Origin of the sequence: Jeotgalibaca sp. A127 (assembly GCF_052266745.1) — a bacterium.
In the GTDB taxonomy this organism is placed as follows: Bacteria; Bacillota; Bacilli; order Lactobacillales; family Aerococcaceae; genus Jeotgalibaca.
In genome coordinates this window covers 1-15,143 of sequence record NZ_JBQPRC010000004.1, presented here as the reverse complement: position 1 = coordinate 15,143, position 15,143 = coordinate 1, and the positions used below count along the sequence as shown (strand labels likewise).

At 39.9% G+C, this 15,143-nt stretch carries 13 protein-coding genes; 1 reads left to right on the top strand and 12 read right to left on the bottom strand.

Features of this window, described 5'->3' with window-relative positions:
• Positions 1 to 190 precede the first annotated feature (190 nt).
• Positions 191 to 1,582, top strand: coding sequence for a LysM peptidoglycan-binding domain-containing protein (locus tag ACTVAI_RS05645; RefSeq protein ID WP_443473034.1), 1,392 nt, complete (start codon positions 191 to 193; stop codon positions 1,580 to 1,582).
• Positions 1,583 to 1,624: 42 nt separating this feature from the next.
• Here the strand turns inward: ACTVAI_RS05645 and ACTVAI_RS05640 are convergent, their stop codons facing one another.
• The 12 genes from ACTVAI_RS05640 to ACTVAI_RS05585 form a co-directional block, all read right to left on the bottom strand.
• Positions 1,625 to 3,268 (bottom strand): phosphoenolpyruvate carboxykinase (ATP), encoded by a 1,644-nt coding sequence (locus ACTVAI_RS05640; protein ID WP_443473033.1) that lies wholly within the window; start codon positions 3,266 to 3,268, stop codon positions 1,625 to 1,627.
• A gap of 121 nt (positions 3,269 to 3,389) precedes the next feature.
• Entirely contained in the window at positions 3,390 to 4,523 is a 1,134-nt protein-coding gene (gene dnaJ / locus ACTVAI_RS05635) for a molecular chaperone DnaJ (RefSeq protein WP_443473032.1), read from the bottom strand.
• Between the two features lie 173 nt (positions 4,524 to 4,696).
• Entirely contained in the window at positions 4,697 to 6,517 is a 1,821-nt protein-coding gene (gene dnaK / locus ACTVAI_RS05630) for a molecular chaperone DnaK (protein ID WP_443473031.1), read from the bottom strand.
• A 52-nt stretch (positions 6,518 to 6,569) separates the two neighbouring features.
• Positions 6,570 to 7,070, bottom strand: a complete 501-nt coding sequence (grpE, locus tag ACTVAI_RS05625; RefSeq protein ID WP_443473030.1) for a nucleotide exchange factor GrpE — start codon at positions 7,068 to 7,070, stop codon at positions 6,570 to 6,572.
• Between the two features lie 12 nt (positions 7,071 to 7,082).
• The gene (gene hrcA, locus ACTVAI_RS05620; protein WP_443473029.1) at positions 7,083 to 8,129 is read right to left on the bottom strand and encodes a heat-inducible transcriptional repressor HrcA; all 1,047 of its coding nucleotides are present in this window, start codon (positions 8,127 to 8,129) and stop codon (positions 7,083 to 7,085) included.
• 98 nt (positions 8,130 to 8,227) lie between these two features.
• Positions 8,228 to 9,361 carry a radical SAM family heme chaperone HemW gene (hemW, locus tag ACTVAI_RS05615; RefSeq protein ID WP_443486129.1) on the bottom strand — a complete coding sequence of 378 codons (1,134 nt, stop codon included), beginning with the start codon at positions 9,359 to 9,361 and terminating at the stop codon, positions 8,228 to 8,230.
• Positions 9,358 to 10,341, bottom strand: coding sequence for a riboflavin biosynthesis protein RibF (ribF, locus tag ACTVAI_RS05610; protein WP_443473027.1), 984 nt, complete (start codon positions 10,339 to 10,341; stop codon positions 9,358 to 9,360). The genes hemW and ribF overlap by 4 nt, the downstream gene beginning before the upstream one ends.
• A gap of 18 nt (positions 10,342 to 10,359) precedes the next feature.
• Complete coding sequence (gene truB, locus ACTVAI_RS05605) at positions 10,360 to 11,286, bottom strand: tRNA pseudouridine(55) synthase TruB (RefSeq protein ID WP_443473026.1); 927 nt, start codon at positions 11,284 to 11,286, stop codon at positions 10,360 to 10,362.
• 88 nt (positions 11,287 to 11,374) lie between these two features.
• Positions 11,375 to 11,626, bottom strand: a complete 252-nt coding sequence (locus ACTVAI_RS05600; RefSeq protein WP_443473136.1) for a DUF1294 domain-containing protein — start codon at positions 11,624 to 11,626, stop codon at positions 11,375 to 11,377.
• 28 nt (positions 11,627 to 11,654) lie between these two features.
• Entirely contained in the window at positions 11,655 to 12,890 is a 1,236-nt protein-coding gene (pepT, locus tag ACTVAI_RS05595; RefSeq protein ID WP_443473025.1) for a peptidase T, read from the bottom strand.
• A 21-nt stretch (positions 12,891 to 12,911) separates the two neighbouring features.
• On the bottom strand, positions 12,912 to 14,054 hold the full coding sequence (locus tag ACTVAI_RS05590; RefSeq protein ID WP_443473024.1) for a Nif3-like dinuclear metal center hexameric protein: 1,143 nt from the start codon (positions 14,052 to 14,054) through the stop codon (positions 12,912 to 12,914).
• A complete protein-coding gene (locus tag ACTVAI_RS05585; RefSeq protein WP_443473023.1) occupies positions 14,051 to 14,752 on the bottom strand; it encodes a tRNA (adenine(22)-N(1))-methyltransferase in 702 nt (233 codons plus the stop codon). Before ACTVAI_RS05585 ends, ACTVAI_RS05590 begins: the two co-directional genes overlap by 4 nt.
• Positions 14,753 to 15,143 lie beyond the last annotated feature (391 nt).

The following is a 15,143-nucleotide window of genomic DNA, read 5'->3' as shown; positions in this document are numbered from 1 at the left end:
TAGCCTGTTTTCAAATTGCAAATCCAGACTCTTATCTATTTTATAATTTTTAGCAATGTTTTTTGGCGTACATTTGTTTAAGGAGTGTATTAAATACGTGTAAAGTGGTATAATTAGGTTAGTTAAAAGAACAAATATCCCATTGGCAATCGCCCTTTTATAAGAGTACATACAGGAAAGAGGGATTAAGATGAAAAGGTTCAAGCATGTTTCCATGCGGCGCCTAATGACAACTATCTTCTCATTGCTTACATTCCTATTCTTACTCGGTCCCCCTGCTCAGGCAGCCACCTCACAATTCATCATAAAGGGCAATACATCCGAAAAAGTAATTGCCTTGACATTTGACGATGGTTCGGACGGAACCAACTTCAGCAAAATACTCTCGGTACTTTCCAAACACAATGTTAAAGCTACCTTCTTCTTAACTGGTTCAGGAACCAATAACCATCCCTCTGTTGTAAAAACTGCCGTAAATAATGGCCATGATATTGGGAACCATTCTTTCAACCATCCCGACTTCACCACTCTTTCGACAACCCAAATGCTAAGTCAACTTTCCCAAACAGAAACGATCATCAAAAACACCACCGGTAAAAGCACAAAACCATTCTTCCGTGCTCCTTATGGTGCTACGAATGCGACGGTCTTGAATACAGTTGGAAATGCTGGTTATACCTATACACTCCACTGGACTATTGATAGTTTGGATTGGACAGGTAATAGTGCAGCGACTATTATAAATCTGGTTATGACAAGGGTTCAACCCGGAACCATCGTGTTGATGCATACCGGAGATGGAGCATCAGGCACATCTACTGCTCTTGAAACCATTATTCCTCAACTTAAAAATCAAGGCTATCGTTTTGTGACCATTTCTCAGTTACTCGGACTTCAATCTGTACCACCATCTGGCGGCACAACCTATACCGTAAAAGCTGGGGATACCCTTTATGCGATTGCCCTTCGCTATGGCGTGACGGTTGCCCAATTAACTTCTGCTAATAATATTACGAATGCAAATCTCATAAGTGTCGGTCAAGTATTGCGAATACCTGGAACGGGAACGACTACCCCACCACCGACTGGAACGACCAATTATACAGTCAAGGCGGGTGACACACTTTCTGGGATTGCAGCTCGTTATGGCGTAACGGTTGCACAGCTGGCCTCCGCCAACAATATAACGAATGTTAACCTCATTCGTGTCGGACAAGTGCTGCGTATTCCAGGAACCACAGGTGGACCAGTCACACCACCGCCTGCGACTGGAACGACCAATTATACGGTTAAATCCGGAGATACTCTTTCCGGAATTGCAGTTCGTTATGGAGTGACGGTTGCGCAAATTGCTTCTGCCAATAACATTACAAACACGAACCTGATTCGGGTAGGACAAGTGCTGAAAATACCTGGCACCACTCCTCCACCCGCCACAACAGTTCGTTATACGGTCAAATCTGGGGATACCTTATATGCCATCGCAATCCGTTACAACACAACAGTCCAACGTCTCGTTACTGCTAACAACCTTTCAAATGCAAACTTGCTGAGCATCGGCCAAGTGTTGATCATTAAATAAAAATAGAGGCAGACCGATTGGTCTGCCTCTATTTTTATTGATTTAAAGAGAATCAATTACTTCTTTAAGGGATTTTAATGCGTCTGCTGGTAGTTGATCGTTCACATTATCCTGATTATATTTCTCCAGGAAATCAACCCGCATTTGCATTCTTTCTTTTACTAGTGCTAGATACTCATCCGTAACTTCGGGATTAAAACCTGGAACATCCAAGTAACTCAGTCCAGAAACGGAACCAAATGGCTTAAATTCACCTGTTTTATCCACTACACTCTCAATGACACCAATCGTCACTTCTTTTGGTATTTTCTTACCCATAAAGAAACCGGTATTGATAATATAACAACTCATATCTTCACGTTGAAGCAGTTCTTTGAAGTCATTGAAATCTTCGCTTAATGGGTAAACACGGAAAGGATTGGCATACGGCTCAATAACAAGCTTGTCAGTGGACTCACCTTTTTTGATATTCTCAGCAGTGGACCGCTTCGTTGCTAATGTAGCTCCAAACGCAGATCCCAAAACTGGGTCAGCAATTTTAACTAAAGGCGGTAAAGCATCGTCTTTCATAATCCAGTATACAGCATTGATAGGCTCAGAGAATTTATCAACGCGATTAGGTGTCGAATAACGGGACTTGACTGTCCGTCCATTCCCATTACGGATATCTTCAGTGACAAGTACTTTTTTTCCATCTGTATCAAGAGAGACGCCCACATTCTGTACAGTCACAAAATAATCTTGCTCAGGATGGTCAGCAGGATAATCCTGTGTCTTATCAAAGTAGGCAGGTTCTAATGCAATAGAAGAGCCATCTTGCAGATTAATAATAAAAGCATCATCATGTAAAACCTTGACATCATATTTATTTTCATGTTTTGCGTGCGTCAATGTCGATTTCCCGGATCCTGAAAGACCAAAGAAAGACGCTACGTATGAACTGCCATCATCCAGATAAAATGCTTTTTGACCTCCATGACAAGCGACATATTCATTGCGGTGCGCAGTACCCCAGGCCAATGTCAATGTCCCTTTTTTAAATTCCCCGAAATATTGCATTCCTAAAATACATGCCACATTTTTATCCGGTTCAAAATATGCCAATCCAACAGGATAATCTGGATGACTCCAATCCGGATCAGTGTAAATAAAAATATCGCCTTCTTCATATTTTTTTGAATCTTTATACACTTCATCGTATTCATCATTCGCGGGCTGGAAATTCAACAACCATGAATAAAGGTTGTTTTCTTGTCCCTCTGGAAAGGCAATATGGGCTTTAATCATAAAGTCCTTATCCAACCCCACGTATCCAGTTGTTTTATAATAAAGGCTGTCTCGATTTGCATAGATTACATCGCGAACAATACCCTCTATTTTTTCGTCAACTTCTTTGTTATCACCGCGTATCACTTTTGCCCGGGCAGTACGGCCAACTATTTTGCCACCATTTTCTACCAGAATCTTTGCATCATCTGGTAAACCTAATTCAGAGGTGTGCTTAACCGGAAGATCGGTTACGATTGTGCTGCCGGATTCTTTTGCAAGTTGATATGCTTCTGCGATGTCAGTGACTTCAACCATATTATTACCGTAAAACGCTGTTTCCACAGTCGTACGAAAACGGGATAATAGCGGATTGTGCTTCTTTAAATCTGATTTTTCGTATCTGCCTACAGTTGCCATGTACTACCACTCCTTTAATATTGATAACTCTATTATAAACTTCTTTTCACAAAATGTAACCCTTTTCATTTTTTGGCATAAAAAAGGAATCAACAATTAGTCATGTTGATTCCTTTTTATATTATTTTTTGAATGCATCTCGCATTTTATCGAAGAAACCGCCTGTTTCATCAGAAACTGAATCTCCTGATGCTTCAGCGAATGCACGTAATGCATCTTTCTGTTCGTCGTTCAAACTTTTTGGTGTTACTAACGTTACTTTAACGTGCTGATCACCATTGGTTGTACCTCTCAAGCGAGGGGCACCTTTACCTTTTAGACGGAATGTTGTTCCGGTTTGGGTACCCGCTGGAATTTTCAGTTTTACGTTACCGTGAACAGTAGGTACTTCGACCTCTGTGCCTAATGCAGCTTGGACAAACGAAATCGGTAATACGTAGAAAATTTCTGCCCCATCACGATCAAATATGTCACTTTCTTCAACAGAAAAGACAACATACAAATCGCCATAAGGTCCACCATTCTTACCTACTTCACCTTGTCCGGCTAAACGCAATTGCTGACCATCCTCTACACCAGCTGGAATTGTTACATTAACAGAGTGTGTGTTTTCTACATGACCAGAACCGTGACAATCGCCACACTTGTTAATGATTTCTTTACCCGTGCCGTTACAGACATCACAGGTTGCTTGGGTCATAACGCGACCGAAAGGCGTATTACGTTCAACTTGGACGGCACCAGCACCATGACATTTTGAACATGTTCTTGGTTCAGTACCAGGTTTCGCCCCAGAACCATGACACGTTTCACATTCTTCCTCACGTGAGTAACGAATCGTTTCCTTTTTACCGAAAATAGCTTCTTCAAACTTCAAATGGACACGGTATTGTAAATCCGCACCTTGACGTGGAGCATTCGCATTACGCGATCTGCCACCGCCCCCAAAGAAGGTATCAAAAATATCATCAAATCCACCCGTAAATCCACCGAAGCCACCGCCACCAAAGCCGCCGCCTGCTCCGAAGTTTGGATCAGTACTTGCATGACCATATTGGTCATAAGCTGCACGTTTTTGGGAGTCACTCAATACTTCATAAGCTTCCGCAACTTCTTTGAATTTTACATCGGCATCATCCGCTTTATTAATATCGGGATGGTATGTTTTTGAAAGTTTTCGGTAAGCTTTTTTTATTTCATCATCTGAAGCGTCTTTGGAAACACCCAATACTTCATAATAGTCTCTTTTCGCCATTTAATTTCCTCCATTTGATCACTATGACACGGATGTTTTCCGCTCATGATGTCGAAAGGGATATTATTTATCCATCCGCATGCGATAGTTGCTCTAGAGTTTCGGCAACCGTTCAGGAAAACACGTACAGTCTGTTAACAGAGCCCTGTACGTGTTTAATCCTTATTAGTTGATTAGTCTACTTCTTCGAAGTCAGCGTCAACGACACCGTCATCAGAACCACCGTCAGATGATTGACCGTCTTGAGCTTGTTGTTGTGCAGCTGCTTGTTCATAAAGTTTTACAGTCAAGTTTTGAACAAGTTCATTCAAAGCATCACGTTTTGTCTTCATTGCTTCTAAATCGTTAGCTTCAACAGCAGCCTTCAATTCATCGCGTGCTTCTTCAGCTTTTTTCACTTCTTCAGCGTCAACTTTTCCTTCCAAGTCTTTCAATGTTTTGTCAGTTTGGAAAATTAGTTGGTCAACTTCATTGCGAAGTTCAACTTCTTCTTTACGTGCTTTATCCGCTTCAGCATTTGCTTCCGCATCTTTAACCATTTTTTCAATTTCTTCATCTGTTAAACCGGAAGATGATTTAATAGTGATTTGTTGTTCTTTTTGAGTTCCCAAATCTTTAGCACTTACGTTTACAATACCGTTCTTATCAATATCAAATGTTACTTCGATTTGAGGAACGCCCCGTGGTGCTGCAGGGATATCTGTCAATTGGAAACGACCCAATGTTTTATTGTCGGCAGCCATTGGACGCTCACCTTGTAATACATGTACATCTACGGCTGGTTGGTTATCAGCTGCTGTAGAGAATACTTGTGATTTACTTGTAGGAATTGTTGTATTACGGTCGATTAATTTAGTAAATACGCCACCCATTGTTTCGATACCAAGAGAAAGTGGTGTAACGTCAAGAAGGACAATATCTTTAACATCTCCAGAGATAACGCCACCTTGGATAGCAGCACCCATTGCTACTACTTCATCTGGGTTTACTGATTTGTTAGGTTCTTTACCTGATTCACGACGAACTGCTTCGATAACCGCTGGAATACGTGTGGAACCACCAACCAAGATAACTTGGTCAATTTCAGATTGTTTGATGCCAGCATCTTCGATTGCACGACGTACAGGAATTTTAGTCCGTTCTACAAGATCAAGTGTTAGTTCATCAAATTTTGCACGCGTTAATGTCATTTCCAAATGCAATGGACCAGCTGCTCCAGCAGTAATAAATGGCAAGCTGATTTGTGTTGAAGTTACACCTGACAAGTCTTTCTTAGCTTTTTCAGCTGCATCTTTCAAACGTTGTTTAGCCATTTTGTCGTTGGAAAGGTCAATGCCATTTTCCTTTTTGAACTCTGCTACCATGTAGTCGATGATTTTGTTATCGAAATCATCCCCACCAAGTTCGTTATCACCAGCAGTACTTAGTACATCAAATACGCCGTCTCCTAATTCTAGAACAGAAACGTCGAATGTACCACCACCAAGGTCAAATACCAAGATTTTTTCGTCTGTATCAGTTTTATCCAATCCGTATGCCAAAGCTGCAGCAGTCGGCTCGTTAACGATACGTTCCACTTCCAAACCAGCAATTTTACCAGCATCTTTAGTTGCTTGACGCTGTGCATCGTTGAAGTACGCTGGTACAGTAATAACTGCTTTATCTACTGTGTCTCCTAGATAAGCTTCTGCATAGCTTTTCAAATATTGTAGGATCATTGCAGAAATTTCTTGTGGTGTATAGGATTTTCCTTCTGCTTCAACTTTGAAGCCTGGTTGACCCATGTGACGTTTAATAGATGCAATTGTGTGTGGGTTTGTAATCGCTTGACGCTTAGCAACTTCCCCTACTTGAATTTCACCATTTTTGAAAGAAACAACTGAAGGTGTTGTACGGTTTCCTTCTGGGTTAGGAATAATTTTTGCTTCTCCACCCTCTAAAACAGCAACTGCTGAGTTTGTAGTTCCTAAGTCGATACCAATAATTTTACTCATAATCAAATTTCCCCTCTGTGTGTCATTTTTAGAATAAATCGATTAACTAAATTTATTGTGCCACGATAACCATGGCCGGTCTTAATACACGTTCATCTAACTTGTAACCTTTTTGAACAACATTGATGACTGTATCAGCTTCTTGCCCTTCTTCTGCTTCTTGAACTTGGATGGACATATGATAATTCGGATCGAATGGTTCGTTAATTGGGTTGATCGCTTCGATTTTTTCATTTTTCAAAGCTTCTAACATAAGATTATAAACCATCTCTACACCTTTTTTAAAGTTAACTGCTTTTTCATCTTCCACTTCAATTTCCAAAGCGCGTTCGATGTTATCAATAACGGGCAGTAATTCAGTAGCCAGGTTTTGTGAACGGTATTTAGCAGCGTCTTGTCTTTCTTTGGCGTTACGTTTTTGGATATTAGCCAACTCTGCTTGAACGCGTAAATAGCGATCTTGTAACTCCTCTACTTGTTGTTGCAACTGTTCAACTTCTGTCGCTTCAACCATTTCTGTGTTTTCATTTTGCACATTGTTTTCTTCTGTCACGTCAATTCCCCTTTACTCATCTTGATAAAAATCATGCATGCTATCGGATAATTCGTCTCTCGTGATACGCATAATATTAATGATTTGATCGTATGGCATATTGGTTGGACCCAACAAAGCAATGAGACCCTTCGAATTTTGCCCGACATCATATGTTGCGGTAATGAGACTAAAATTGGATAACAAGTCATTTTTCATTTCTGGTCCAATTTGAATATTGAGATCTTCCTGTCCTTTTGTAAGCAAACCTAAAAGGTCCTTAGATTCATGGATTAAGCTGATAATAGCCTTCATTTGTTCTCTTTCATGAATACGTTCAAGATTAAAATGATTCAGCAAATTCATTTCCCCGCCTACATAAATACGGTCACTACTCATTTTTGAAATAACCTCGTGAAAGATAGCCTGTAAATTAATTTCTTTCCCGATATATTTTCTGATCATGTCGGGTATTTCCATCTGTAATTTTCGATGGACATCAATTAATCTCAAACCCACGAGTTCTTCATTGAAAATATTAACCATCGTTTGAATTTTGGCTGCATCGACATCCTTTGATACAGTAAAGATTTTGTTCTCGACGTATCCCTTATCAGTCACCAATATTGCCATATAATGCCCACTGGTAATAGGGACGAGTTGGAAATTCGATAAGCGACTATCCATTTTTTCAGGTCCGATACTCAAAGCTGTATAGTTAGTCATAAATGATAACATTTCAGCTGACGTTTCCAGAATTTCTTCTGCCTCTTTATAAGGAGCCCGGATAGATTCTTGAACTTTTCTACGCAAGCCATCTTGTTTTTGTTTCTGGTTACTCTTCAAAAGAAGGTCAACATAATGTCGATAACCGAGATTTGAAGGAATTCTTCCTGAAGACGAATGCATTTTTTCTAAAAAACCTAATTCCTCAATATGCATCATTTCGTTACGAATCGTTGCTGGAGAAACGGATAAATTAGTTTCTTTCAGTAAGGTCTTTGACCCCATTGGCTCACCATGCTGAATATAGTGCTTGATGATTGAATTCAAGATCAAGAGTTGTCTTTCTGTTAACATCTTTTCACCTCGCTTTAGCACTTGGCATTCATGAGTGCTAACCCATGAAATAACTTATCACGATGGTATATTTTTGTCAACAGGATTACCTTGATTTTTTAATTAAAAAGAAATTCCTGGAACACTTCGTTGCCTAGAAACTTGCCTTTTCTGGTTAATCTCAAATGGTCATCTTCAATTTTCAAGAGTTCTTTGGTCATTAAACCATTAATTTCATTTGCATAAAAGTTTTCGATTGGTTCACCAAATTTTTGCTGGAATCCAGAACGACTGACCCCATTCATAGTACGCAATCCCAGCATCAATTCTTCTTCTATTACATTGGCTCTCGTCAATTCTTTTTGGTAGAGAATTGGCGATTCGCCAGCGCGTAACGGCTCCAAATAATGTTGGATCGGACCATTATTATTGTAACGTATGCCATCAATGTAACCATGGGCCCCCGCCCCGAACCCAAAATAGTTTTCGTTCCGCCAGTAAGCAAGATTATGTTGCGATTGGAAACCCGGTTTGGCATAATTGGAAATTTCATAATGCTCTCTACAGAACTTGGCCATCGTGTCCATGGCTAATGCATACATATCCGCTTCTTCATCTTCTGAAGGCAAAGGAAGCTTTCCTTGTCTCATCAAATTAAAGAAAATCGTTTTATTCTCCAGAATAAGTGAATAAATCGAGTAATGCGGTAAATCCAGCTCCATAGCTTTTTCCAAAGTATTAGCAAAATCAGAAAGGGTCTGGGTAGGCAAGCGAAAGATTAAATCAATACTCATGTTGTCAAAACCGGCTTTTTGCGCTAGTTTTACACATTCATATACCTGATCTGAAGTATGTATCCGCCCAATCTTCTTTAAGATCGCATCATTAAAGGATTGGACACCCATGCTTATCCGATTAACCCCGTACTCTTTCATAACTTTAAATTTATCCATAGTAATGCTTTCGGGATTTGCTTCAACTGTAAATTCTGCTTCTTTAGACATTGGAAAATACGTTTGAACACCAACCAGTAATTTTTCCATTTGTGGAGCTGTTAACGTCGTTGGTGTCCCTCCACCGATATAAAATGTTTCTACTTTTTCATCAGGATGCCGTTCCTTCATGATGGCCATTTCTCTCACGACCAAATCAACATACTCGTCAACCGGCTGCCCTTCCAAAAAAACTTTGTTGAAATCGCAATAAAAACAAATATGATCACAAAAAGGAATATGTAAATAAGCTGCTGTCATAACTCTCTCCCCATGTCCTTTGGTTCCAGGGCTTCAGGGTTTTTCTTAAAATAGTTTTCTGTATCAACTTGGTCTTGTTTTAATTGCTCGATTAAAGCTTCCATTCCAGAGTATTTTACTTCATCCCGCAGAAAATGATGCCATCGAACGATGACTTCTTCACCATAAATCATTTTATTGAAATCTAAAATATTTACTTCAATGGTTTTTTCTCTATTCTCTTCAAACGTGATGTTATAACCGATTGAAGCCATCCCTTTGTACCATTTACCTTGGACTTGGATACTGACAACATAAACACCAACTTTCGGTAACCTTACATTTTTAGCTACTTTAATGTTGGCAGTTGGAAAGCCCATTTCGCGTCCCCTGGCATCCCCATGCATCACATGGCCACTGAACTGATAGGTATACCCCAACATGCTGTTCGCTTTTTGTAAATCCCCTGTGTCCAGTGCCTCCCGAATACGCGTCGAACTTATTTTTTCCTTATCTTCTGCCACTTGAGCTGGAATTTCCAAAATATCAAATCGCTTTTTCGCATATATTGGCAAATGCGCCATATCCGCAATAGTCTTTGGTCCATAGGTATAATCAAAGCCTGCCACAACAGCACAAGCGTTTAATCCTGCAATATATTGGTCAACGAATTCCTGTGGCTTCAATGTTCCAAAATCATAAGTAAATTCGATTACATAGAAGTAATCGACACCCAGTTGTTCCATTAATTCAATTTTCCGATTCATTACAGATAAGTAACGCATTGTTTCAACATTCAATTTCTTAAAAACAATACTTGGATGATGATTAAAAGACATAACAGCTAATTTAGCATTGCGTTTTTCTGCTTCTTTTTTTGCTTCCAAAATTACCCTTTGATGGCCTTTATGGACACCATCAAAAAAACCGAGCGCTAATACAACCGGTTCATTTGGAATTATTTCTTTTTGATATGGATGGTGTATATTTATAATCTCCATTTATCCTTCAACACTCTTTCATTGACCATTAGACGAAAGAAACATCTTTCTTGGCTTTTTCATAGTTGGTTTGTTGGGATGATTCTCATATAAGGCTACCAGATTACCTTCAAAATAGACAGCAATTAAAGGCTCATCTTCCAGTCCGCCAAAAGTCTGAGATGGCAAAACTGCCCCATTTTTTATTTTATCCCAGGTTTCTGTTTCTGCATCAAATCTAGGAAAATCAGCAAATACTGATTCAATGGGGAGGAAAATTGAAGCGATGGCCCCTGCTTCCATTAAGGCCCTTACTTCATCCAAGGTTACACAGTCAGCTTTCTCAAATGGGCCGCTTGCGGTTCGTGTTAGACGTGACATGTGTGCTGGATAACCCAGAGCTTCCCCCAAATCGACTGCTAACGTCCGGATATATGTTCCTTTCCCACAGCTTACTGAAAAATCCCAAGAAACTGTTTTTTCAGTTTCATTATAACGAAGCTCACTTGTACGAATAAAAGAGTAAATTTCTGCTTTCCGTTCGGGACGTTCTACAGATTCTCCTTTTCTTGCATACTCGTAGAGCCTTCTACCATTAACCTTTACCGCAGAATACATGGGTGGAATCTGGGTAATCGTTCCCACAAATTTTGTCATAAGGTCATCAACGGTTTCTAAATCAGGCATTTCTATGATGGCAACCCGTTCCACAACGGGCCCATGGGCATCTTCCGTTTCTGTGGAATAGCCAATGGTTATTTCTCCTTCATATGCCTTACCCATATCTGTCATAAACTCGGCAGCTTTGGTTGCTGAGCCAACACAAATGGGCAAGACACCGTCTACCTCAGGATCCAATGTTCCAGTGTGGCCTATTTTTCTAGTTTTTAATATTTTTCTTAAGTGAAAGATGCAATCATGACTAGTCATGCCGCGCTCTTTCCACAATGGCAAGATACCATTCATCGCTTCTTCCCCCTTTTTCAACTTGCTTATTATATCATAGAAGGCGTAAATAAGGCTGCTTCTGATTTGAAAAGCAGCCTTACTCCTATTAAATTAACCGATACGTTATCCAAGCCCACATCCCTAAACTTGCAGCATATACAAGATAAAAATAGCGATGTTTCGTTTTATGCCGGAACAGATTCATCCCTAACAGTCCACCAACCGGTCCGCCAAAAAATCCCAAAGATAGAAGTAGCTTCTCAGGTATACGTTGTTTTCTTTTACGTGATTGCTGTTTATCAAAACGCATTAAGGCAAACAATAAAATATTAATCACAAAAAGCCAAACAAAAAGCATTTTTAGTAACAATTCGCTATTCATCATGCTATGCGTTAGTTAATCCGCTTTGACGAACAATTTCAATGATTACGGCTGTTGCTTTTTCCATTGCTTCAATTGAAACATATTCATAGCGACCATGGAAATTTTCTCCGCCGGCAAAGATATTTGGTGTCGGCAAGCCCATGTAAGTAAGCTTGGAACCGTCTGTTCCACCACGAATCGGTTCAATAGTAGGTTCAATTCCCAATTCACGCATTGCTTTTTCAGCTAATTCAACCGAACGCATATCATCTTTCAAGATTTCGCCCATATTATAATATTGATCGTTCATCCCAACTTTAATACGTGGTTCTGTGAATTTTGCATTCATCTTATCTGCGATTGCCAACATATTTTCTTTTTTGGCTTCGAACAATTCACGATCATGATCACGGATTATATAAACCATCTTGCTATCTTCCACTGTTCCTTCAATACCCAACAAGTGGTAGAATCCTTCTCTATGTTCGGTTCTTTCCGGAACTTCATCAGCTGGTAAATAACTATCATATTCAAGGGCTAATTTGATTGCATTAACCATGGTATCTTTCGCTGTTCCGGGGTGAACATTTTTACCTTGGATTGTAATGACTGCTTGAGCGGCATTAAAGCTTTCAAACTGTAATTCACCGACTGGACCACCATCCATCGTATAGGCGAAATCTGCCGCAAAGTCCTCCACATCGAACAAATCAGCACCTTTTCCAATTTCTTCATCCGGACCAAAAGCAACTTTGATATCACCATGGCGAATGGCATTATCTTGTTTGATTGTTTCCATCGCTGACATAATTTCGGCAATACCAGATTTATCGTCTGCTCCCAGTAATGTATGACCATCTGTAGTTATTAAAGTTTGGCCAACATAATTTTTTAGGTTAGGAAAATCTTCCGGTGAAAGAACGATGTTTTTCGCTTCATCCAAAACAATTGCCTGACCATCATAATTTTCATGAATTTGTGGGTTAACGTTCCTTGATTCAAAGTCTGCTGTATCCATATGGGCAATAAAACCAATGGTCGGCAAACCTTCCGTATTCGCAGGTAAGGTTGCGGTCACAAAACCATTAGCAGGGTTGAATTTAATTTCAGAAAGTCCGATTTCTTCTAAATGAGGCATAATAATCTCTTTGGCAAAATTCACTTGAGAGGATGTTGAAGGTACTGTTTCGCTGTTCTCATCAGAACGCGTATCATATTTTACGTAGGTTAAAAAACGGGATAATAATTTTTCATTCATTGGTAGGACTTCCTTTCAAAATTAAAATTCATGATCGAAAATAAATGGATTTGTATCAATCCCGGACTGGATAATTTCCAAATTCCATTGCTCTGTTTGTTTCCAATCAGTCAGCATATCTGCTAATTTAGGTATACAGATTTTTTCAATAATATGGCCGGGATCAACAACCATCATGCCATCAGCCTGCATATCATGTGCAGTGTGGTAATAAACATCTCCAGTTATATAGACATCCGCCTTTTTATTAAGGGCATGGTGATAATATTTTCCGGCATCCCCACCACAAAGCGCTACACGCTTAATAGAGGTAATTTTTCTGGATGGCGGTACAACAACACGGAGTCCCTTCACTTTAAATGACTCCTTAACATAAGGAATAAATTCTTCCAAAGTCATTTCTTGTGACAGATTACCTACACGACCCAAACCATATTTTTCGCTTTGCAATTGATCGATTGAGTACATTTCATAAACCGGTTCTTCATAAGGATGTGACTCAAGCAAAGCTTCCATAACGGTACTCACATCATCTTCTTCCAGTATAACTTCGATACGTTCTTCATTAACCAGCTCTGATTTGCCTATCTCCCCTATTGTAGGATTCGCTTGGCCTACCGGCGTGAAACGGCCTACTCCTTTTACGGAATAGGAACAGTCTTTATAATCACTTGTAATTCGACCCGCTCCTGCAGCTGTGATGGCCTTACGGACGGCATCAGCTTGTTCTTCCGGCACATAGACGTTTAATCTTTTAAGCTGCTTGGTGTGTGAGGGTGCCATAATTTCTACATCACTTAAATCCAGGGCAGCTGCCAGCCAATCGTTCATGCCACCATTGGCATTATCAAGATTAGTATGGGCAGCATACACTGTAATGTCATGTTTAATCAAGTCCGCATACATACGCGTTTGTGGATCCGTTAAATCAATACGTGCTAAAGGTTTATAGATAGGTGGATGATGGGCTAAGATAAAATCAACGTTATTTTCAATCGCTTCTTGGACTACTTCTGGCCTCACATCTAAAGTCACCATCACTTTAGTAACGGGCAGACTCAAATCACCGACATGCAAGCCCACCGGATCACCTTTTTCGGCTAACCAAAGGGGTATTTTCTTTTCGAAATACTCTACAAAGTCATAACCAGAAATTTTTTTCATTGTATTTCCTCCTTTATGATTTGCATCATCCGTAAAACTTCTGCTTTTTTTTCTGTTATGTCGCGCTGTGATTGCTCGAGACTATCAAGAATATATTCATACTTATGTATTTCAGACTGCCATTTCTTGATGAACGCCTCATTTTTATTTGACCGCAGGAATTTACCAAAAAGATAATCTTCGAAAGTATAATCCGAAACTTGTTTCGCTGGCTCTGCAATAATTATTTCATATATTTTCTCATTTTCTTCAATGATGGTCTCTTCGATAATTTCAAAACCATTTTCTATTAACCAGCGTCTTAACTTCATCTCTGCATTGTTCGGCTGAAGAATCAAACGTTTAACAGTATCCAATTTTTGGTCCTCATAACCAGCATCCAGAATACGAGCGATGAGATCGCCACCCATTCCGCATATAGTAATCGTATCGATTAAATCATTTGATTGAATAACTTCCAGGCCGTTGCCTAAGCGTGCCTCCACGATACCTTCTAAACGAGAAGCTGTAATTTGTTTTTTGGCTGATGTGAATGGGCCGATGACTACTTCTCCGGCAATCCCAAACTCTATAATACCTTGTTGCGCCATATTGCATGGTAAATAAGCGTGATCCGATCCGATATCAGCTAATCGCGCTCCTTTTTGGATATAAGATGCAGCAGTTTCCAATCGTTTTGACAATTGATTTTCATTCATTTCTGCTCCTCCTTTCATATTTCTTTTAACTTATTAATCTTATCAGTTTAAGAGAAAAATGTGAACTACTGACAAGCGTTCTTCTAGCAAGAAAATCCCAAGCTAATCAAATTATTATACTGTCCCCTGAGATATATCTTCCCCACCCTACACAGAAGACAAAAAAGGGCTCTATAATAAATGGTGTTGGTAGGTATTCTTCTCGGAAATCCCGAAGGACGGTGGAGTTGCTTGTGACCGTGTCAAGGATGCAATGCGAAAGTAGGGGGGAGTGGGACAAAAGGCGGTTAGCCCCGAACCACTGGAGCGAATAAGCGCAAGATGGTCGCAGGCCATCTGAGCATTATTCGTGAAGTGGACGTCGGGGCTGCCTTTTGTCGCACGTTTAGAA